General features: G+C 61.6%; 16 protein-coding genes. 5 read left to right on the forward strand and 11 right to left on the reverse strand.

Annotated features, from left to right (window positions below; translation table 11 throughout):
* Positions 1–121: 121 nt before the first annotated feature.
* A complete protein-coding gene (locus GM658_RS24980) occupies positions 122–2,809 on the reverse strand; it encodes a type VI secretion system Vgr family protein (RefSeq protein ID WP_371865270.1) in 2,688 nt (895 codons plus the stop codon).
* A gap of 132 nt (positions 2,810–2,941) precedes the next feature.
* Between GM658_RS24980 and GM658_RS24985 the strand changes: the two genes are divergently transcribed.
* On the forward strand, positions 2,942–3,940 hold the full coding sequence (locus GM658_RS24985) for a tetratricopeptide repeat protein (RefSeq protein ID WP_155456787.1): 999 nt from the start codon (positions 2,942–2,944) through the stop codon (positions 3,938–3,940).
* A 1-nt stretch (position 3,941) separates the two neighbouring features.
* Here the strand turns inward: GM658_RS24985 and tssF are convergent, their stop codons facing one another.
* Positions 3,942–5,618: a type VI secretion system baseplate subunit TssF gene (gene tssF / locus GM658_RS24990; protein ID WP_155456788.1), complete on the reverse strand. Its 1,677-nt coding sequence runs from the start codon at positions 5,616–5,618 to the stop codon at positions 3,942–3,944.
* Between the two features lie 2 nt (positions 5,619–5,620).
* The gene (locus GM658_RS24995; RefSeq protein ID WP_155456789.1) at positions 5,621–6,382 is read right to left on the reverse strand and encodes a hypothetical protein; all 762 of its coding nucleotides are present in this window, start codon (positions 6,380–6,382) and stop codon (positions 5,621–5,623) included.
* A 146-nt stretch (positions 6,383–6,528) separates the two neighbouring features.
* On the opposite strand from GM658_RS24995, the gene GM658_RS25000 reads away from it, so the two are divergent.
* Positions 6,529–7,131 (forward strand): OmpW/AlkL family protein, encoded by a 603-nt coding sequence (locus GM658_RS25000; protein WP_155456790.1) that lies wholly within the window; start codon positions 6,529–6,531, stop codon positions 7,129–7,131.
* Here GM658_RS25000 and GM658_RS25005 read toward each other — a convergent pair.
* Genes GM658_RS25005 through GM658_RS25025 form a run of 5 tightly spaced genes read right to left on the reverse strand, consistent with a single transcriptional unit; the run spans position 7,128 to position 13,871 of the window.
* Positions 7,128–7,598 (reverse strand): DUF2244 domain-containing protein, encoded by a 471-nt coding sequence (locus GM658_RS25005; protein WP_155456791.1) that lies wholly within the window; start codon positions 7,596–7,598, stop codon positions 7,128–7,130. The genes GM658_RS25000 and GM658_RS25005 overlap by 4 nt on opposite strands.
* 9 nt (positions 7,599–7,607) lie before the next feature.
* Positions 7,608–8,831 carry a hybrid sensor histidine kinase/response regulator gene (locus GM658_RS25010; protein ID WP_155456792.1) on the reverse strand — a complete coding sequence of 408 codons (1,224 nt, stop codon included), beginning with the start codon at positions 8,829–8,831 and terminating at the stop codon, positions 7,608–7,610.
* On the reverse strand, positions 8,831–9,436 hold the full coding sequence (locus tag GM658_RS25015) for a chemotaxis protein CheB (protein ID WP_155456793.1): 606 nt from the start codon (positions 9,434–9,436) through the stop codon (positions 8,831–8,833). Before GM658_RS25015 ends, GM658_RS25010 begins: the two co-directional genes overlap by 1 nt.
* A complete protein-coding gene (locus GM658_RS25020; RefSeq protein WP_211841932.1) occupies positions 9,433–10,266 on the reverse strand; it encodes a CheR family methyltransferase in 834 nt (277 codons plus the stop codon). Before GM658_RS25020 ends, GM658_RS25015 begins: the two co-directional genes overlap by 4 nt.
* Positions 10,266–13,871 (reverse strand): response regulator, encoded by a 3,606-nt coding sequence (locus tag GM658_RS25025; protein WP_155456794.1) that lies wholly within the window; start codon positions 13,869–13,871, stop codon positions 10,266–10,268. The genes GM658_RS25020 and GM658_RS25025 overlap by 1 nt, the downstream gene beginning before the upstream one ends.
* A 113-nt stretch (positions 13,872–13,984) precedes the next feature.
* On the opposite strand from GM658_RS25025, the gene GM658_RS25030 reads away from it, so the two are divergent.
* Positions 13,985–14,455 carry a hypothetical protein gene (locus tag GM658_RS25030; RefSeq protein ID WP_155456795.1) on the forward strand — a complete coding sequence of 157 codons (471 nt, stop codon included), beginning with the start codon at positions 13,985–13,987 and terminating at the stop codon, positions 14,453–14,455.
* A gap of 19 nt (positions 14,456–14,474) precedes the next feature.
* On the opposite strand, the gene GM658_RS25035 is transcribed toward GM658_RS25030, so the two are convergent.
* Entirely contained in the window at positions 14,475–15,410 is a 936-nt protein-coding gene (locus tag GM658_RS25035; RefSeq protein ID WP_211841933.1) for a zinc-dependent alcohol dehydrogenase family protein, read from the reverse strand.
* Between the two features lie 110 nt (positions 15,411–15,520).
* Here GM658_RS25035 and GM658_RS25040 point away from each other — a divergent pair, with 110 nt between their 5' ends.
* Complete coding sequence (locus tag GM658_RS25040; RefSeq protein ID WP_155456797.1) at positions 15,521–16,399, forward strand: LysR family transcriptional regulator; 879 nt, start codon at positions 15,521–15,523, stop codon at positions 16,397–16,399.
* On the opposite strand, the gene GM658_RS25045 is transcribed toward GM658_RS25040, so the two are convergent.
* Positions 16,396–17,397 carry an aldo/keto reductase gene (locus GM658_RS25045; RefSeq protein ID WP_155456798.1) on the reverse strand — a complete coding sequence of 334 codons (1,002 nt, stop codon included), beginning with the start codon at positions 17,395–17,397 and terminating at the stop codon, positions 16,396–16,398. The genes GM658_RS25040 and GM658_RS25045 overlap by 4 nt on opposite strands.
* A 101-nt stretch (positions 17,398–17,498) precedes the next feature.
* Here GM658_RS25045 and GM658_RS25050 point away from each other — a divergent pair, with 101 nt between their 5' ends.
* Positions 17,499–18,392 (forward strand): LysR family transcriptional regulator, encoded by an 894-nt coding sequence (locus GM658_RS25050; RefSeq protein ID WP_155456799.1) that lies wholly within the window; start codon positions 17,499–17,501, stop codon positions 18,390–18,392.
* Positions 18,393–18,437: 45 nt separating this feature from the next.
* Here GM658_RS25050 and GM658_RS25055 read toward each other — a convergent pair whose 3' ends face one another.
* Complete coding sequence (locus GM658_RS25055; RefSeq protein ID WP_155456800.1) at positions 18,438–19,841, reverse strand: thioredoxin fold domain-containing protein; 1,404 nt, start codon at positions 19,839–19,841, stop codon at positions 18,438–18,440.

Here is a 19,841-nt window from a genome sequence, read left to right on the forward strand (position 1 = left end):
TAGTAATGCCACGTCGATCACTCCAATTCCCCACTCAATGTCATGAGCAGGATTGTGTCTTAAACGTGGGTCAGATTCTGATGCAAATTATGCGGCAAAGTGGGTCAATTTTCGGTGCAAATCAACACGTCTTTGTTTTGAAGCGTTCCGTAAGGCCATTCTTGTCGGTTTTCCCATCAATTACTTGACCATCCTCAACTGTGATTCGGTATTTTCGATTGGGAATCGGATCATCACTCATAAGATCTGTTACCAAGACCTGCTGATCGTGTTCGACATCCATACTTGTAGCCGTCATCAATTCAGGTGAACCTTCCCCACCACTCAAATGATCAAACTTCGAGGACTTTATCGTGTGAGGGCCATTACTCTGTTGAGTAATTCTTCCCTCTTCGCAATCAATTTGCGCACCCTTAGAGACAAATTTGATGGCAGGTGAATGAAGCTCGATTTTTTGATTTGCAATTAGTTTGATCTGCTTTGAAGTAGAGATCTCAATGCTGCCGTTCTGAGACTGAATCTTTATATCGCCACCGGAAGCGATAAGTTTCATCCCCAATTTGCAGGCAAGGACGCTTACACCTTTCGCTGCTCTTGCAATCAGGTTGCCACCTGCGCCAATATTTGTGTTGTGAGCGCTATTCGAGTGGATGTCAGTTTGAGCTGCCAGCACTATAGGGCCTGCCGATCCTTCGATAAGTCCAGTGCGAGCAGACAGCGCCAGGAGTGGCTCCCCTCCACCTTCACGCCAGTTCTCGAGACGAGCAACGACCTCGCCAAGTGAGTCAGCTTCTTCCGAGTCTTCGGATACTTTAGTAGCGACTTCTGCCAAGTGTTTATGCACTTGGTGAGCGAGATTTGCGGCGCTGAGACAGGGCTCCCGATCCAACATTTCATGCCTTGGGCTGGCGAACGGCGCTGCAGAAATGAGCACGCCAGACTCACCGCGAATGGCTGCGGCGCGATTGGTCGTCAACTCCGCACCTTCCCCACGTTTCGCGCCTGAACCGTTGGACCGTTCGTGAGTAATGAAGCCAAGGTTGAGTTGGGCAGACGAATGGTCGCTTGATAATTGGGCGCTGATCTCCCCAGAAGTATCATCGAAGCGCAGCTGATTCGATTTGCTTCCTTGTACCTCACGGCTTTTTAACCCTGACAGATATCTGTTTCCAGGAAGCCCGCCACCTTGGCTTAACGCCGGGGGATGAGCAATCTGGTTATAGGCCTGGCCAACAATCATTGGCCGGTCCGGATCCCCGCCAAGAAATGCAATCAGTACCTCACTGCCAACACGGGGAAGCTGCAGACTGCCGAATTGATTCATGCTCCCCGGACCATTGCCTGCCCAACTGCTTGAGACTCTCACCCAAGCAGAGTCATTGTCTTTGTCCGCAGCGCCTGCGCCTTGCGCATGCTCGTGATCTGCCTTTCGCGTGGTACGAAACCGGACCTTTACGCGCCCAAGTTCATCGCAGTGGACTTCCTCACCATCAGGTCCGACAACGATTGCGCTTTGCATTGGGACGTTCGGGACATCGGTGCGCGCATCGTATGCGGGAACGATTGGAATTCCTCGGCGGACGGCAACGATCCTTGTTTTCATGCGTGTGGATGATTGTTCACTTTCCGGCTCGTGCACCCAACGACTTCGTGAAAAGAGCCGCTCGACGCGAGTAGTTAATTCTTTTGATAGATTGTTTGTGACTGCCATCTGCAGGGTGGTGATGACAAACTCACGCTCCCCATTAGCGTGTGCATCGATCTCTGGATGGCCTTCGAGCTCGAAATATTCGCCAACGCAGAAGTCACGCACGTTGCCTTCGCCATGGAAGCATTTGGACTCAAGGTCATGGCGGTTCATGGCTAACTGACCAAGTTGGCAAAGGTCTTCGTGGTCATCCCCTGCGTGGGGCGAGAGGATCAGGTAATCGTCCAAAGTAGCGGACATTTCGTTGCCGTTTGATCCCTGGTCCGATTGGCTTTGGACCGTTGTGGTCATGAACTCCGTATCGGTGGGGTTCTTGTAGTTCCAGCTGAAGCGGGAGACGCGGCCTGGCTGCAATGTGCGCACTGCGCACCAGGATGTGATGCTGTCGCGTTCTTCGGTGGCGGCGTCGCGGTGATAGCGCACGATGCCGGCGGCGTTTGGTGGCAGCGTATCGGCGTTGTTGAACAAGACCATCGTATGCGATGGCCAGTTGGATTTGTCTGCGCGGAAGTACCATGCGATGCCTCGGCGCTTGAGAAGGCGGCGAATGAAGGTGGCATCCGATTCGTTGTACTGCATTGTGAATTCGCGCTGGGGATAGCTGTCGCTCTTGAATGATTCGTCCATCTCGTAGCGGAAGCAAGCGCCGATGATGGGATTGGTCTGCATCCATTCATCCAGGATCACCTGCACGATCTCCACTTCGTTCTTGTTGCGGAACACGCGGGTGTTGTTGCGCTTTTCCATGATCGAAAGCGCGTCCCGCAGCACGATCTGGTAGCTGGCCAGGCCGCCATCGCTGTCGCCGGCGTGTGCTTCGGTGACGATGCCGCATACGCTGCGCAAGTCGCCCCGGTCGGTCACGATGTCGACGGCGACTGGCAACGCGATCAGCTCTTTCAGCGAGATGTAGGCATCGAGAGAGACGCACAGGATGCGGTACTCAATGCTGCCGCAGATGGATTCGCTGCCTTGCACACGCTGCGGCAGCAGCACATCTTCCAGCATCTGTGTGGGATGGGCCAGGCGCAGGCGCAATGGACGGTTGTCGGTGATCAGGTCCTTTTCTTGCTGGAAGAAGCTGAGCAGGGCGTTGTCCACGGCGGGCTCCGTTCGTCTGGTTGATGCGAGTGCCTATGGTGGCACGCGTGATTGTTGATGGCTTTGATCTTTGGCAAAGATGGTCTTCGCGCTTGTGCCAGCATGAGTCTTCAACGCTTAAAGGAGCCCGCCATGGAATTCAAAGTCTTTGAGGATAAGTCCGGTGCATTCATCTTCAGCGCGCCGGGAGCGCAGGAAACGTCCGACAAGTTCGATCTGTTGGTCGAGGCTTTCAAGGACGATCGAATTACCCAAAAGCGCATGACTGCCATCTGCGAAAAGATGATTCATGACTTCCCGCCTTTGCTGCAGCCATATCGGATTCTCGCTACGATTCAGCTGGCGAAAGGCAAACACGCCAAGGCTCTGGAGACCGCAGTACGTGGGCTTGGGGCGGTCAACAGCATGTTTCCGGATGATTTTGCAGGTCCGATTCCGTGGCACCATAACGGCAACCGGCCCTACCTTGATCTGCTGAAAACTATCCTGCTTTGCTACATCGCGGGGAAAAAGTACGAGAAGGCTGTCGAGTGGTGCGACATGATCAAGCGCGCCGATCCTGATGATAGCTGCGGCATTCGCTTTGTATTCGGCCATGTCTTGCTTCGTTCGGGCGAGAGTGAAAAAGCGCAGGCCTGGTTTGCCGACCATGGAACGGAGTACTCGCCCTACTTCTATGAGCTTGGTTTGTGCCTCGTAGAACAGGAGAAGTTCATCGAGGCCGCTACGGCGTTCCGGCGTGGGATCGCGATCAATCCCTATATCGCGGAATTGATTTTCAACGGGCACCGGCCGAATCCCTATGCAATCATGCATTTCTGGGCGAATGAGGAGCCGCCGTTGGCCGCGCAATATCTTGGCGCTTATGGCGCGATTTGGGAGGAGGCGCTTGTCGCGCAACGTTTCCTATATTGGCTCTTTAACCAGTCGGATGTCATGGCGGAGCGCTCAGTGTTGATGGCTTGCCGCGAGCAGCGGTCGCTTGATATGGACCTTCCCCCGCCGGAACCGCAAGTCGCGCATTATCGCTCGCTCCTCGCCGCCATTGATGACAAGCTGTCTTTCGATATCGTGCAGCGCAGGCCAAACGGCGACGGTGAAATGGAGTGGCCCTGGCAAGTCTATCGCTGATTCACAGGAGCGGCCGCGTGCCAACGCGCGGCTTTGCGCAATGGAGCACTTGGCCGTTCGCATTGGCGATACGCAGTTGTGCGAAGCGGTTTTCGCGCAGCTTGTCCGCCAGCGCAACGGTCAGCATTTCGGCGAAGATGTAGATGCTCTGCTCTTGCAGGGCAGGTTCGTCAACCAGGACGGTAAATTCCGTTCCGTACATGTGAACGCGTCCCATCGCGTGCTCCAGCCAAGCGGTGGTCGGTTTGGCGACCAGCCCTTTCAGGCTTTCCGCGAATTTGCAGCCGTGAAGTCGCAACTGCCTGCACAGGTCGGGCAACGTTGTGTCTTCCGTGTACAGGCTTTGTGCGAGCTGGCCATACTCTGGCGAGAACCCAGGTGCGGTAATCTCGCCCAGGAATTGGATGGGAAAGCATACGGTATTTGCTTCCGTTGCCAGTTTGGCGGAGCGGTGCAATGGGTGGCTGTTGGTGCATGTCAGGTGCGCCGCAATTGTGCCCGATTGAAGATTGAATGGGCGTTGCTCGCGGTCGATGAACTTGAGTGCAATGCCTTCCTGTTCATCCAGCTGCCAGTACGGGCCGGCGATGCTATGCTCCTTGCCGTGGAAAGGCGGAATGATCTGTTCGCCGCTGGCCTTCACCAACGCCACCTTTTCTACACTGTAGATTTCGCAGCCTGTTAACTTGGGATGCAGAGGGTAGGCTCCGCTCCGGCCATCAAGGCGGATTGGTGCGGCAGGGAGGGGGAATATGTTGATCGCAGGTGTGCAACCGAGTCGGAGGCTTTCAATGCAGGCAGCGCGAAGACGTGGGTTGCAGCTCGGGAGAACGATGTGGAGTGAGATCTGCTTGCATCCCGGCGCACACACTGCGGAGATGCCTTCCAGGTCCAGATCAATGAAGTCAAACTTCTGCGGAAAGTGGAAATATTCGGTGAGGAGGCGTGGACTTTGTGGGCCTGCTTGCGATGGCAGCAGGGCTTCAGCGTCGCCTTCGCCGACGGCTGCGAACGGCGGCTTGGCGAGCGCGTGCCAGGCCCCGTCCGCCTCAAGGCACACACACCTGCCGTGCATCAGGATGGCGTCCAGTAGCGCCCCGCGCAGGCCCGGTTCGCCTGCGATGTGGATTCGTAGATTGCGAACTGGGGGCTGATTGAAAGACGCACTGTTTGCAGTGCAATGCAATCCGATGATTAGCGCAGAAGTGGCGTCGCCGGGCAGGCTTAAGGACGCCGGCAGGTCTATCGTTAGCTGGAATTTGACGTCGGCGATTGCGATTGGTGCAATGCAGGCTTCATAGGCAGTTGTGAACTTATTCGCGCCTGCGCACAGGATAGCGCCGAGCGGCAGGCGGCTGACTGCGTTGATTTCATTTGGCCGTGCTGACGATGTGTCGACGTGGGCAATGGCGCAGGCAGGAACGACGCGGAGGTAGTGCGGCTGCAGGGTTTGCAGCAGGGCTTTGTGAAATTCGCCGCGCCCTTCTTCGATCATCTTCTGCGTGGCCGCGTTGAGCAGGGCGACGGATTGCAGCAGGCGTTCGACTTCCGGATCCGTGCTGGCGTCTGGCCCAAGTTCGAGGGCGCTGGCGGTATTGGGGTGCTTCTCGGCGTATCGGCGCGTCGCTTCACGCAGGCGGACCAATTCTTGCTCATAATGGTGTAGCAGCTTTTCCATGATCACCCCCGGTCGCGGAAGTTGACGAGAATCCTGATGCCTGCCTGGCGCTCAAACCGGCGCAGGCGATAGATCCAAAAGTAGGTGTGCACCACCATCCGGGAAAATGCGTGCATGGCCATTGGCGTGGTGACCAGCGCGCAGATGGCGAGTGTGCTGCTGGATTTGTCGTAGGCGATGCTGGAGCTGAGAACCGGCGTGCCCACGGCGATGGCGGCGACCATTGTCCAGCCATCGATGCGGCTTGGCTGCGTGGCATGGCGGCCGATGTGACTCAGAAAATAGCTCATCGAGCTGCTTGTGATGGTCGCCTCTTTCAGCTCGCACCTGACAAATTGGTCGAAATAACGGCCGGTGCTGTTGTCAGTGGCGGCATTCCACAGCCGCACGATAGCGAGGATGACGGCACAGAGTAGCATGATCGCGATCACGGCTTGCCAGGCGGGCGGCGGCAAGGCATAGGCGGCCAGCACGATCATAGGGGCGGCGAGCATCAACAAGGGAACGATGTAGATGAAAACCAGGGTGATGATGGCCAGCTCCATCAGTCGCTCGGGGTTGCCGCGCTTGCCGGCCAGGCGCCAGAGGTAGAACACACCAACGAAATGTGCGAAGCCCAGGCAAAGCTGCAGGCGTATACCGAATGGGTTGAGGCTGATGGGCATCGCAAACAGCGATAACAGCAGGTTGGATGTGCCCCACGCTAATGCGGAGAAATGCCAGAGGTTGGGGCCTTGATGCGCTGCAGGTCTTGGCTTGAACATGATGTCTCACCCTTGATCCAGGTCACCCCGCCAATAGTGGTGGACATTCGTTTTGGCAATTTTGATTTAGGTCAAAGATTTTGCTGCGCCGCGTCAATAGACTTTCACTTACCGAATATCAATGACCAAGTGAAAGAGGCAGTGAAATGAAGAAAGCGATTTTGGCAGTTGTACTGGGTGGCCTGGCTCTGAATGCAATGGCTGAAGAATCCCCTTGGCTGGTGCGTGCACGTGCGGTGCACATCAACCCTGCGGACAAGTCTGATCCAGTTGGCGGCGTGGGCGCTTCCGACCGCATCAGCGTCAGCAGCAAGACCATTCCGGAAGTGGATATCTCCTATTTCTTCACCCCGAATATCTCCACCGAACTGGTGCTGACTTACCCCCAGAAGCACGACGTTTACCTGGATGGCCAGTCCATCGGTACCTTCAAGCACCTGCCGCCGACGCTGACGGCGCAGTACCACTTCACCCCGTCCTCCCAGATCAGCCCTTACGTGGGCCTGGGCGTGAACTGGACTACTTTCTCCAACAACAAGATCCTTAACGGTACCGGCAGCCTGGAACATGACAGCTTCGGCCTGGCATTGCAAGCAGGTGCGGACTTCAAGCTGGATAAGAACTGGTCCATCAACGTGGACATCAAGAAGGTGCAGATCCGCAGCGATGTGATGATCTCCGGCGCCACGGTCAGCAAGGTGAAGGTGGACCCTGTGCTGTTCGGCGTTGGCGTGGGCTACCGCTTCTAAGCGTTGAACAGGCCGCCCTGCACTTCCGCGCGCAGCTCCTGGGCCAGCGCGCGGCGGCGCGGGTCGGTGGCAAAGTAGCCTATGTCGACGGCTACGCCTTTTGATTCAAGGTGGATCAGGTCGCTGGGGTGGGTGGGCATGTGCAGCCGCAGGAAGTAGAGTTCCAGCTGGATGGTGCTCATTTTGCCGGCGGAGACTTTTTCCACCAGCAGCTGACCGTTGGCGAGCACGATGTGCTCGTAGTCCGTGGCGTGGCGGGCGAAGTAGAGGAAGGCGGCTGCAACGGCTGTCATTTCCAGCGCGGTGAAGATCAGTATCTGCCACATGCCAACCATGACAAAGCCTGTTGCAACGGCAAACGAGAACAGGCACATCAGGGCGTAAGCCATCCCCATCTGCTGGGGCGTCAATGAGCAATTGCGCCGCAGTAGCCATTCCCTGCGTTCCCTGAGCAAGTCTCGTTTCATGGAGACATTTTAGGCACAACTGGCGGGCAAAGGCAAAGTGTCCACTGCAGGGTCAGCGGCCTGTGTGGATTTTTCGTCCACAAGGCGGGGCAGGGTGAAGATGAAGGTGGAGCCTTCGCCGGGCTTGCTGCGCGCCGTCAGCGTGCCGCCGTGGGCTTCGGCCAGCTGGCGCGAGATGAACAGGCCCAGGCCCAGGCCGGAGGGGACGTTTTCCATCTTGCCGCGCTCGAAGGGTTCGAAAATTTTCGGCAGCATTTCTTCGGGAATGCCGGGGCCCTGGTCGATCACTTCGATGCGGGCGAATTCGCTGTCGGCGTGCAGCCGCACGTCGACCGGCTTGCCTTCGCCATAGCGCAGGGCGTTGGTGATCAGGTTGATGATCACTTGCTCGACGCGGAATTCATCCCAGCAGCCGGCGACGGGCTGCACGATCGTCAGGCGCAGTTCGGAGCCCATGTCGGCTGCCTGCGGCGACAGGTCGCCGACAATGCGCTGCAGCAGTGCTTCCAGGTCGACCGCGGCGGGGCGGATAGAGAGCTTGCCGGCGCGGATGCGCGATACGTCGAGCATGTCGTCGATCAGCCGCACCATGGCGTGAATCTGCCGCATATCGCGCGCTACCATGCGTTCCATCTGCTCGGGTGCGAAGTGGGCCATATTGCCGCGCTCCAGCTGCAGCTTGCGCATCTGGGCTTCCAGGTAGAGGGTGTTGAGCGGCGTGCGCAGCTCGTGCGCCACCATGGACATGAACTGGTCACGCATTTCCAGCGCGCGCTCCAGCTCCTGCTGCACGGCGTGCAGCTCGCTCACGGTGGCGTCGCGCTGGGCGACGGTCTGCCGCACTTCCTGCTTTTGCCGGTACAGGTCGACGAAGACGTTGACCTTGCTCCTTACCGCATCCGCATCCAGCGGCTTGTAGAGGAAGTCGACTGCGCCGGCTTCGTAGCCCTTGAAGGCGTAATTCAGCTCCTTGCCGGCGGCGCTGACGAAGACGATGGGTATATGGCGCGTTTTGCCGGTGCCGCGCATCAGCTCCGCCAGTTCAAAGCCGTCCATGCCGGGCATCTGCACGTCGATGATGGCCAGCGCGAATTCGTGTTCCAGCAGCAGGGCCAGGGCTTCTTCGCCGGTGCGGGCCTGATAGATGGCGCGGTCGTCGGCGCGCACCAGGGCGCTCAGCGCGCGCAGGTTTTCCGGCAGGTCGTCCACCAGCAAAACATTGGTCGGTTCCATCAGTGCCTCTCCAGCATCAGCAACAGTTGCTTGATTTGGTCCAGCGGTAAAATCAAGTCGGGCGCACGCAAGTCGATCGCCTCTTGCGGCATCACCTCGACTTCGGCTTCGCTGGGGTCCTGCACGACCGTCAGGCCGCCGGCCTTGCCGATAGCGGCCATGCCGGCCGCGCCATCTTCATTCGCGCCCGTCATCAGGATGGCCGCCAGGCTCGCGCCGTAAGCATCCGCCGCCGTCTCCATGGTGATGTCGATGGCGGGGCGGTTGAAATGCAGCGGGGCGTCGCAACTCAGTGAGAAGCTGCGGTCGTTCTCGATCAGCAGGTGATAATCCGCCGGTGCAAAGTAGAGAGTACCCGGAATGATAGCTTCCTTGTCGCCCGCTTCGCTTACCGGCATCGCTACCTTTTGCTGGAACACGTCTACCAGCTGGTTGGGGCGGCCACTCCTTACGTGAAGCACAACGATGATCGGCAGGCGGTAGCCGCGCGGCAGTACGGGCAGCACTTGCAGCAGGGCGCTCACGCCGCCGGCCGACGCGCCGATCACCACCGCCTCGGTCTTGCGGCCGGCAACTGCCATCTCAAGCGATGGGTAGATGGTCATGATTTTTTCCTGAACAGGCGATCGCGGCGCGCCAGTACTTCGAACTTGGGCCCGTAGGACGAGAAGTCAATGCTTTCTTTGGTGCCCAGGCCCAGAAAGCCGCGGTGGCACAGCGAATCGTGGAAAAGGCCGAGCGCCCTTTCCTGCAGCTTCCTGTTGAAGTAGATCATCACGTTGCGGCAGCTGATGAATTGCGTTTCTGCGAAAACCGAGTCGGTGGCCAGGCTATGGTCGGCAAAGGTGACGTTTTCGCATAACGAGCGGTCGAACAGGGCGGCGTTGTAGGCGGCCGTGTAATAGTCGGAGAAGGCGCGTTTGCCGCCGGCGGCCTGGTAGTTGGCGGTGTAGGTGCGCATGTGCTCCAGCGGGAACATGCCCTTCTTCGCTTTTTCCAGCGATTGCGGGTTGATGTCGGTGGCGTAGATGATGCTGCGCTCGAGCAGGCCTTCTTCTTTCAGCAATATTGCAAGCGAATACACCTCTTCGCCGGTGCTGCAGCCGGCGACCCAGATTTTCAGCGAGGGGTAGGTGCCCAGCACCGGCATCACGTGTTCGCGCAGGGAGATGTAGTAGCTGGGGTCGCGGAACATTTCCGTCACGGGAATGGTGAGGAATTGCAGCAGCTGGCTGAAGGCGTTCGGCTCGTGCAGCACGCGCGACTGCAGCTGGGACACGGTCTTGCAGCCCATTTCAGCCATGGCGTGCAGCACGCGGCGTTTTTGCGAGGCGCCAGTGTAGTCGCGAAAGTCGTAGCTGTACTTGAGGAAGATGGCTTCCATCAGCATGCGCAGCTCGATTTCCATGCTGCTGATCGGGGCGCCGTCGCTCATCACACTGTTTCCAGGGTTGGCATCCACACGCGCAGCAGGGAGTACAGACGGGACAGGTCGATCGGCTTGGCCAGGTAGTCGTTGGCGCCGGCGGCCAGGCATTGTTCCTGGTCGTCTTTCATGGCCTTGGCGGTGATGGCGATCACGGGCAGGCGGGCAAAGCGCTCGTCGGCGCGCAGGCGGCGCGTGGCTTCCAGGCCGTCCATGCCGGGCATCATGATGTCCATCAGCACCAGGTCGATGTCGGGCACGGTGTCCAGCTTTTCCAGGGCTTCGTGGCCATTGCGGGCGATTTCCACCAGGGCGCCTTTCTGTTCAATGGCGCTGGTCAGGGCGAAGATGTTGCGCACGTCGTCGTCCACCAGCAATATGCGGCGGCCTTCGAATACGCGGTCGCGGCTGCGTACTGCCTTCAGCATGTCTTGCCGTTCGCTGGAGAGCTGCGATTCCACGCGGTGCAGGAAGAGCGTGACTTCATCCAGCAGGCGTTCCGGCGAACGCGCGCCTTTGATGATGATGGAGCGCGAATATTTTGACAGCTCGGCTTCTTCGGCGCGCGTCATGCTACGTCCAGTATAGACAATCACCGGCGGGAAGCTGGCGATCTCCTGCTGCGACATTTTCTGCAGCAGGTCGCTGCCCTGCATGTCGGGCAGTTTCAGGTCCATGATCATGCAATCGAAAACAGTCTTGTGCAGCTGCTCCAGCGCTTCGGCGCCGCTGGCCACGGCGCTGATATCGATGTCTTTGTCCTCGATCAGCTTGACCATGCTTTCGCGCTGGCGTTCGTCGTCTTCCACCAGCAGGATGCGCTTGATCTTTTGCGTGAAGCGGCGTTCCAGCCGGTCGAACACGGCCAGCAGGTCCTGCCGCTCGGCGGGCTTGTGCACGTAGCCGATGGCGCCCAGGTGCAGCGCTGCTTCGCCGCTGTCGGAGGCGCTGATCACGTGCACGGGGATGTGGCGGGTTTGCGGGTTGTCCTTCAGGGCCTGCAGCACCGACAGGCCGGAACGGTCGGGCAGGCGGATGTCGAGCAGCACGGCTTGCGGCTGGTATTCTTCGGCCAGCCGCAGGCCCTCCTCGGCGGTGAAGGCAACCAGGCCGCGGTAGCCCGCTTCGTGGGCAAGGTCGTACAGGATGTGGGCGAAGTTGGCGTCGTCTTCGATGATCAGGACCAGCCGCTCCGGCGGCGCGGCCTTGCCACGGTCGTCTTCGAAGGGGCGGGATGCAGCGCTGCCGTTTGCTGCAGCACCGGTAGCCCTGGCGGATGCAAGTGCCGCCGTTGCGGCCGCAGTCCGGCCGGAATGCGCCGCCTCGGGCGCGGCCGCCGTCGCGTCGGCGCGCCCTGCTGGCTGTGCGGCGCCGTTCCGCGCCGCTGGCGATGCGCTGGCCGAAGGGGCAGGGCTGGTTACGGCGGACTCGCCGGGCCGGGCCGTGGGTGGCTCAGCCAATGGGGCGGCAACGGCCCATTGCGTCGGCAGCAGCAGGGTGAAGGTGCTGCCCTGCCCTTCCACGCTCGACACTTCCACTTCGCCGCCCAGCAGGCGCGCCAGGTCGCGCGAGATCGACAATCCCAGGCCGGTGCCGCCATGGCGCCGGCTCGGCGTGCCGTCGCCCTGCTGGAAGGCTTCGAAGATCGATGCCTGCTGGTCGGGGCGCACGCCGACGCCGGTGTCGATGACGGCAAAGCGCAGCAGGCCCGCCTCGCCCGGCGAAACCCGCAGGATCACCTTGCCGCGATCGGTGAATTTGACCGCATTCGACAGCAGGTTGCGGAGGATCTGTTCCAGGCGCTGGCGATCGGTGTAGATCGTCTCCGGCAGGCCTGGCAGGCGATCAACGACGAATTCCAGGTTCTTGTCCTGCGCCAGCGGGCCGAAGGCGGCATCGAGGTTATCGATCATGCCCTGCAGGTGCACATCCTCCGGCACCAGTTCCAGCTTGCCCGCTTCCACTTTGGAGATGTCGAGGATATCGTTGATCAGCGCCAGCAAGTCGTTGCCCGCGTTGTAGATGGTTTGCGCAAAGCGCACCTGCTCCTCGTTCAGGTTGCCCTGGGCGTTATCGGCCAGCAGCTTGGCCAGGATCAGGGAACTGTTCAAAGGTGTGCGCAGTTCGTGCGACATATTCGCCAGGAACTGCGATTTGTACTGGCTGGCGCGTTCCAGGTCGCGCGCCCTTTCTTCCACGTCGCGCCGCGCTGCGGCCAGGGCGGCGTTGCGCTGGTCCAGGGCTTCGGCCTGCATCGCCAGCTTTTCGTTGGTCTGCTCCAGTTCCAGCTTTTGCGTTTCCAGGTTCGCTTGCGAGCGTTCGAGAATGCGCGACTGCTCTTCCAGTTCTTCGTTGGCGGTGCGCAGCTCTTCCTGCTGCACCTGCAGCTGCTCGTTCAGCATCTGGGTATCCGACAACACCTCCGCCAGGCGCTGGCGCGACATGGTGGCATCAATCGCCATGCCGACATTTCCTGCCACCAGCTCAAGGAAGTCCAGGTCGCGCCGCCCGACTTCACGCAGGAAGCCCAGTTCCACCACGCCGTTCACATTCTTGTCGCTGTGCACCGGCAACAGCACCAGCTGCTGCGGCGCGCCATTGCCCAGCGAGGACGAGACTTTGATATAGCCTTCCGGCAGCTGCGTCATGTGCACCGTGCGGCGCGTGCGGGCCGCCTGCCCGACCAGGCCTTCGCCGGGCGCCAGCACGCGGCCTTCTTCCTCGTCTTCCTGGCTGAAGCCGTAGGCGGCCGTGCGTTCCAGCGAGCCATCCTGGCGCACCACGTAAAACGAGGCCACCGCCACGTCCAGGTAGCGCGCCATGAATTCCAGCAGCGTGGACGAAAGCAGCGGCAATGCCATCTGCCCTATGCCCTGCTCGGCAAGCTGGCTCTGGCCTTCGCGCAGCCAGGCCTGGTGCTGCAGCTGGTAGGCGTGAGTGTGCTGTTCCTGCAACGCGTCGCGGTAGACATTCGACAAGCGCAGCAGGTCGCGCCGTCCCAGCCACGCCAGCAGGGCGCTGACCGCCACGCTCACGGCGAGGAAAATCGCCACCGTCCAGAAGCCCACCAGGCGCAGGGTTTCGTTGCGCGTCGCGCGCTGCAGCTCTTCATGCGCGATGAAGTCGCGGAATTGCTCGCGCAGTTCGTCGGACGGCACTTTGCCCACGCCCGCTCTCGCCATGCCAAGATAGTCGCCTCCCTGGCGGCGCGCGGCGATCATCCGGTCGGCTGCACGCAGCCATTCCTTCTCCTGGCTACGGATGTGGCGCAAGCGTTCGACCTGGGTTGCATCGTCGGCGACGATCTCGGACAGCATGTCGCTGGCGGTGTCGAAGCGCGGCCGCGCGGCGACGAGCGGCGTGAGGAAGGCGTCATCACCCGTCAGCAGGAAGCCGCGCATGCCGCTTTCCATGTCGACCGCCAGCTTGCGCAGTTCCTGCGCGCTGCCGATCGCGCGTTCGGTCGTTTCGACCGCGCTCCAGGTGCTCATCAGGTAGGCAAACAGGGCCACGAAAATGCCGGCGGCAACAATCCCGCCAAGCAGCGGTATCCTTACGTTGCGGTTGAGTATCCGGCGAAAACCCTGGTCATCGATGGTCGAACTACGCTGCATGTCATTGATCAACTGTCATCGGGAAGATTCCAGTGTACGCCTACGGCGGAGCTTGCGCGGCAATCGTGCGCGGGGGCTATAATTGCTTTCAAACCAATCACTTTCTATAGCCCATGCGCAAGATCCTGACTGTAGTGCCGCTGCTTCTACTGGCCGGTTGCGTGAATGATTCCGCAACCTTCTACGTGGACGGCTCACGCGACCATACGCTGACCGTGCGGCGGCAACAGGAGTATTTCTGGAAAGAGGATGCGCAGTACACGCTGATGGCGGCGCGCCTGCCGGATTGCCAGCGCGCGATTCCTTTGGGCGAAATGCCGCTGGAAGGTTTGGATTTTGAGTTGTTCGCCAGCGGCGACAATGTCTGGAGCCTGCGCGCCGGCAAATACGTCTGGCAGGTGGAGACGCAGGGCTGCACCCTGGTTTCCGAAGGCGGTACGACCACTGCTACGGGCGCCAAGCTTGGCACCTACACGGCGGAGAGCAAGAAAGCGAAGATGCGCTTCGATGCGGAGGCGGCGCCCGCTGCGCCTGCCCCCGCTGCGGACGCCGCCCCGGCCAGCAACCCGCCTGCGTCGCAATAGGCGCAGGCGGCCTTTCCGCTCAGGCTACATCCACCACTACCTTGCCCGCACCCACCGCGGCGTGCGCCGCGTTTGCCTGCTCGAGCGTGAAGCGGCCGGCTTGCAGCTGCACCTTCAGTTTGCCCGCGTCGACCAGGCGCGCCGCTTCCTTGAGGATGGCGCCATGGGCCGCCCGGCCTTTGCCTGACAACAGCGGCAGCAGGGTGAAGACGCCGGAGTAGGTAGCGGCGCGGAACGACAGCGGCGCCAGCGCGTGGGTCCCCCAGCCAAGGGCGCTCACCACATGGCCGCCGTACTGCCGCGCGGCGCGGAATGAGGCATCCAGCACTTCGCCGCCGACGGTGTCATAGACGATATCGAATTCTTCGCCGTCCACCTGCTCCAGGAAGCGCGCTCCCATGGCTTCGATCTGTTCGCGCTGTGCCGGGCGGCCCGTCGCCGTTACCTTGGCGCCGGAGGCCAGCGCCAGCTGCACGGCCATGCGGCCCACGCCGCCCGCCCCGCCTTGCACCAGCACCGACTGGCCGGGCTGCACGCGGGCACGGTCTACCAGCCCTTCCCAGGCGGTGATGAAGACCAGGGGCAGCGCTGCCGCCTCGCGCAGGCTGATGGAACGCGGTGCGTGGGCCAGCAGGTCGGCATCCACCGCCGCATATTCAGCCAGCGATCCCTGCACGCCGCCCACGCCGCCCGTCATGCCGAATACCGAGTCTCCTGGCGCGAAGCCGGTCACGCCCGGGCCAACGGCTTCCACCACGCCCGCCATGTCGATGCCCAGCACCGCCGGCAGCGGCATGCGGGCATGTTCGGCCTTGCCGGCGGCGATCTTGAGGTCAAGCGGGTTGACGCCGCTGGCGTGGATGCGCACCAGGACTTGTCCTTCGGCTGGCACTGGCTTGGCGATATCGCGGAGGGAGAGCGGTTTGCCGGCCGCTTCGAGGATCATGGCTTTCATAGGAACTCCTGTGAGTTGGGTTGGTATGGAAACCAGTGTAGGCGGCATCCGCTGCGGGAAAAACCGGGCCGGGCTGCAAACAGAATCCACGAATTGTGGATAATGGCGGGATGGACAAACTCGATGCCCTGCGCGTCTATTGCGCAGTTGTGGAAACCGGGGGCTTTTCGCGCGCGGCGGAAAAGCTGGGCATCTCCACGTCCTCCGTCACGGCTCAGGTGAATGCGCTGGAGGCCCATTTCCACGTCAAGCTGATGAACCGCACCACGCGCAGCATGTCGCTCACCGGCGAGGGCCGCGAATGCTACGAACATGCCCAGCGCCTGCTGGCCGGCATGGAAGACCTGGAAGCGAGCCTGCAGCATGCGGCGCAGGAGCCGCGCGGCACCTTGCGGGTGAATATGCCGGGCCTGGTCTCCCGGCTCTACATCGCACCGGCGCTGCCGCGCTTCCTGGCGCGCCATCCCGGCATCGCTGTGCAGGCCAGCGCCAGCGACCGCATGGTGGATATGGTGGAGGAAGGCTATGACGTGCTGCTGCGGCTGGGCGACGTCGGCGACGCGCGCCTGATTGCGCGGCCCTTGCTGCAGACGCGCTTTGTCTGCTGCGCATCGCCGGCCTTCATCGAACGGCACGGCGTGCCTGCTGAGCCAGCGGACCTGGCGGGCTTCGACTGCCTGCATTTCATCCTGCCGCGCGCCGGCCGCCTGCGCGAATGGCAGTTCGCGGATGGCGTGACGTTCACGCCGCCATCGCGCGCTTCCTTTGACCATGTGGATTCGCTGGTGGAGGCCTGCAAGGCCGGCGCCGGCATCGGCCAGTTCCTGTCGCTGTCGGTGGAAGCGGAATTGCGCAGCGGCGCCCTGCGGCCGCTGCTGGCCGGGTTCCAGGCTCCCGGCCCCGCGCTGACCGCCCTGTACCAGCAGCGGCACCAACGCGCGGCCAAGGTGCAGGCCTTTATCGACTTCCTGGCGGAAGTCTTCGCTTAAGCCGCTTTTTCGCTGTCCAGGTGCGACAGCTGGTAGTCGTTGTAGCGGCCACCTGCTGCGGCCCCCTGCGGCACGATCAGTTCCAGCGCTTCCAGGTCGGATTGCAGCAGCACCGCATCCAGCGCGCCCAATGCTTCCTGCAGGCGCGTGCGGGTGCGGGCGCCTACCAGCGGCACGATGTCGGTGCCTTGCGCCATCACCCAGGCAATCGCCAGCTGTGCCACGCTGATGCCCTTGGCTTGCGCTACTGACCGCATGCGCTCCACCAGTTCCAGGTTGTGCTTCAGGTTCTCGCCCTGGAAGCGCGGGCTGTGGAGGCCTCGGTAATCCTTCTCGCCTTCGCGCTGGGCGGTCCAGTGGCCGCTGATCAAGCCGCGCGACAGCACGCCGTAGGCGGTGATGCCGACGCCCAGTTCGCGTGCGGCCTGCAGCAGGCCATTTTCGATGCCGCGTGAAATCATCGAGTATTCGATCTGCACGTCCGTGATCGGATGCACGGCGTGGGCGCGGCGCAGGGTGTCAGCATTCACTTCCGACAGGCCGATGTGGCGCACATGCCCTTTGCGTACCAGCTCCGCGATCGCGCCGACGGTGTCTTCAATCGGCGTGGCCGGATCGAGGCGCGATGGGCGGTAGATGTCGATGTAGTCGGTGCCCAGGCGGCGCAGCGAGTAGGCGGCAAAGTTTGCCACCGCCTGGGGGCGCGAATCGTAGCCGATAAAGCCGCCATCCGGATCGCGCAGGGCGCCGAACTTGACGCTCACCTGCACTTGCTCGCGGTTGCGGCCGCGCAGCGCTTCGCCCAGCAGCATTTCGTTGTGGCCCATGCCGTAGAAGTCGCCGGTGTCGAGCAGGGTGACGCCGGCATCCAGCGCGGCGTGGATGGTAGCGATGCTTTCGGCGCGGTCGGCCGGGCCGTACAGGTCGGACATGCCCATCAGGCCAAGGCCGAGCTGGGAGGTTTGCGGGCCGGTGCTGCCAAGTTTGCGGGTTTCCATGTGTGATCTCCAGGTGGGGTTTCGATGGAGATCATTGTGCTATTATCGAATTCAACAATAAATGCCACATCATATACATCTTTATTCGAAGATAGATAACAATGGATCAGCTGAAATCGATGCAGGTCTTCCTGGCGGTGGCCGACAGCAAAAGCTTCACCCAGGCCGCCGAGCAGCTGGACCTGCCCCGCCCCACCGTTACCAATGCCGTGCAGTCGATCGAGCAGCAGCTCGGCGTGCGCCTGCTCCAGCGCACGACGCGCAAGGTCAGCCTGACTGTCGAGGGGCAGCTGTACGTGGAACGCTGTCGCGCCCTGCTCAATGAGCTGGAAGACATCAATGCATTGTTCCTGACGGATGGGCGCAAGCCTTCCGGCACGATAAGGGTTGACCTGCCGGAGCGGATTGCGCGCTTGAGCGTCATTCCTGCGCTGCCGGATTTTTTCGCGCGCTACCCGGATATCAAGGTGCGCGTTGGCGCCAATGACCGCATGGTGGACCTGGTGGGTGAAGGAATCGACTGCGCGGTGCGGGCGGGCGTGTTGCGCGACTCCACGCTGGTGGCCAAGCCGCTGGGGGCGATGGAGCAGGTGAATGTGGCTTCCCCGGCCTATTTAGCGGCGCATGGCGTGCCGCAAACGCTCGAGGATTTGCGCGAGCATTGGGCGGTGAATTATTTCTCCAGCCAGACGGGACGTGATCTGCCTTGGGAATATGTGGTGGATGGGGAGGCGCGAACGCTGGGGATGCGCAGCCGGGTGTCGGTCGGGAGTTCGGAGGCTTACCTGGGGGCTTGCCTTGCGGGGCTTGGGCTGGCACAGATTCCGCAGCCGGGGATTGAGCAGTTGCTGGCGGATGGGCAGCTGGTGGAGGTGATGCCGGGGTTGCGGGCGCCGCCGCTGCCGGTCTCCATCATTTACTCGCATAACCGCCATTTGTCGGCGCGGGTGCGGGTGTTTGTGGATTGGTTGGCGGAGGTGCTTCGGCTCGCTTGAAACCCGGTAAACCTGGGTCTGACCCAAGGGTCAGACCCTGTCTGATCAACGGCCTGCGGCTTCGGTTGGCCGGCTGGTTTGCCGGGTTTCGATGCCGGCACGCAGGGCATCGCCGAGCGCCAGCCCTGCCGGCAGCTTGGCTTGCAGCTTCTGCGCCTGCGTAAGGTTGCGCTGCTGGAAAGCGTCCGGCGCATTGGCAAAATCCTGGGCCAGAGCCGCTGCAGCCGCTTCGATCCGCGCGCTATCGCCCGGCGTAGTATCGATCACCGCCGCCAGGTACGTCACGCCCCACTGGATACGCGTCGCCGGCCCCACCGAAGAACGCCAGGCCTTCTCATACCAATCCAGCATGCCCGGCAAGTCGCCGCGCCGCTTGGCCGCTGAAGCCAGGCTCAATTTGAAGTAATAAGGCGCATGCGACTCCACCAGCGTGGACTGCAGCAAAGCCTCCGCCTCAGCATGCAAGCCCGCGTCATTGAGCGCACTCACCGCCGTGTTGACCAGCGTATGGCGCCCATACTTGTCATCCACCAGCGCCAGCGCCTGCTCAACACGAACGCGCACCAGCTGCGGCAAGTCTTTCCCCGCAAAGCCCATGCGCGTCATGCGCACCTGCAAGCGTACAGCAGTCAGCCGATCCGGCGCCGACAGCCACATATCTTCCGCCCACACATGCGCCGCATTCGCCATGGCGGTCGCCAGTTCAGCGTGGCGCGCCGGCGCGGCACGCACCAGCAGGTGGCCGCTGTTGCCGAAGATATCCATATTGGCACGCGCCACGCGCGCATCGCCCAGCACCTTCAACAGGAATTCAGGCGAGGAAGCATCGGCCACGCGGCCAGCCTGCGCGACCAGCGCGTGCAGGTGCAGGCGCGTCGCTGCATCTTCCACCTGGCGTGCAGCAGCCGCCGCTTCGCCGGTAACGGCGGCGGAAGCGAGCTGCGACAAGGTGGCCAGGGTCACGCCAAGGTCGCGGCCTTGCAGCAGCACGCCCTCGTCGGTATCCCACGAATAGTTCGACAGCAGCGTCCATTCGGAAGGCGACAGCGCGCGCGTGCCGTCCAGCGCTGCAGCCATCGATTCGCCGGCGGTGTGACCGGCGAAGCGCGCAGCCATCAGGGCTTCGCCAAACAGCTCGCCATCGAGTTCGCACGGCAGGCGGGTGATCTCGCTGCCATCCGGGCGGTACATCACCATGGTCGGATAGCTGCGCAGCTTCAGGCGAGCGGCCATGGCCTGTGCGTTCGGGCTGTCGCCATCGAGCTGGATCGCCACCATGCTTTGCAGCTTGGCGGGGAATTCTTCGCGGCCGAAGATTTCGTATTTGACCCGGTTGCACGGCGGGCACCACACGGCGCCCCAGTACAGGAACAGCGGACGGCCCGCAGCGCGGGCTGCCTCCAGTGCGGCGTCAAAGCCGCCGTCGAACCACTCGATGGTGTCTGCCAT

Origin of the sequence: Massilia eburnea (genome assembly GCF_009720745.1) — a bacterium.
GTDB lineage: Bacteria > Pseudomonadota > Gammaproteobacteria > Burkholderiales > Burkholderiaceae_D > Rugamonas > Rugamonas eburnea.

What these genes read in the sequence shown, in the direction of transcription:
- GM658_RS25000 (WP_155456790.1), top strand. Translation starts at nt 6,529, where the DNA reads ATGAAGAAAGCGATTTTGGCAGTTGTACTGGGTGGCCTGGCTCTGAAT.
- GM658_RS25040 (WP_155456797.1), top strand. Translation starts at nt 15,521, where the DNA reads ATGGACAAACTCGATGCCCTGCGCGTCTATTGCGCAGTTGTGGAAACC.
- GM658_RS25050 (WP_155456799.1), top strand. Translation starts at nt 17,499, where the DNA reads ATGGATCAGCTGAAATCGATGCAGGTCTTCCTGGCGGTGGCCGACAGC.
- GM658_RS24995 (WP_155456789.1), bottom strand. Translation starts at nt 6,382, where the DNA reads ATGTTCAAGCCAAGACCTGCAGCGCATCAAGGCCCCAACCTCTGGCAT.
- GM658_RS25035 (WP_211841933.1), bottom strand. Translation starts at nt 15,410, where the DNA reads ATGAAAGCCATGATCCTCGAAGCGGCCGGCAAACCGCTCTCCCTCCGC.
- GM658_RS25020 (WP_211841932.1), bottom strand. Translation starts at nt 10,266, where the DNA reads ATGAGCGACGGCGCCCCGATCAGCAGCATGGAAATCGAGCTGCGCATG.
- GM658_RS24985 (WP_155456787.1), top strand. Translation starts at nt 2,942, where the DNA reads ATGGAATTCAAAGTCTTTGAGGATAAGTCCGGTGCATTCATCTTCAGC.
- GM658_RS25010 (WP_155456792.1), bottom strand. Translation starts at nt 8,831, where the DNA reads ATGGAACCGACCAATGTTTTGCTGGTGGACGACCTGCCGGAAAACCTG.
- GM658_RS25005 (WP_155456791.1), bottom strand. Translation starts at nt 7,598, where the DNA reads ATGAAACGAGACTTGCTCAGGGAACGCAGGGAATGGCTACTGCGGCGC.
- GM658_RS25045 (WP_155456798.1), bottom strand. Translation starts at nt 17,397, where the DNA reads ATGGAAACCCGCAAACTTGGCAGCACCGGCCCGCAAACCTCCCAGCTC.
- GM658_RS25055 (WP_155456800.1), bottom strand. Translation starts at nt 19,841, where the DNA reads ATGGCAGACACCATCGAGTGGTTCGACGGCGGCTTTGACGCCGCACTG.
- GM658_RS25030 (WP_155456795.1), top strand. Translation starts at nt 13,985, where the DNA reads ATGCGCAAGATCCTGACTGTAGTGCCGCTGCTTCTACTGGCCGGTTGC.
- tssF (WP_155456788.1), bottom strand. Translation starts at nt 5,618, where the DNA reads ATGGAAAAGCTGCTACACCATTATGAGCAAGAATTGGTCCGCCTGCGT.
- GM658_RS25015 (WP_155456793.1), bottom strand. Translation starts at nt 9,436, where the DNA reads ATGACCATCTACCCATCGCTTGAGATGGCAGTTGCCGGCCGCAAGACC.
- GM658_RS25025 (WP_155456794.1), bottom strand. Translation starts at nt 13,871, where the DNA reads ATGCAGCGTAGTTCGACCATCGATGACCAGGGTTTTCGCCGGATACTC.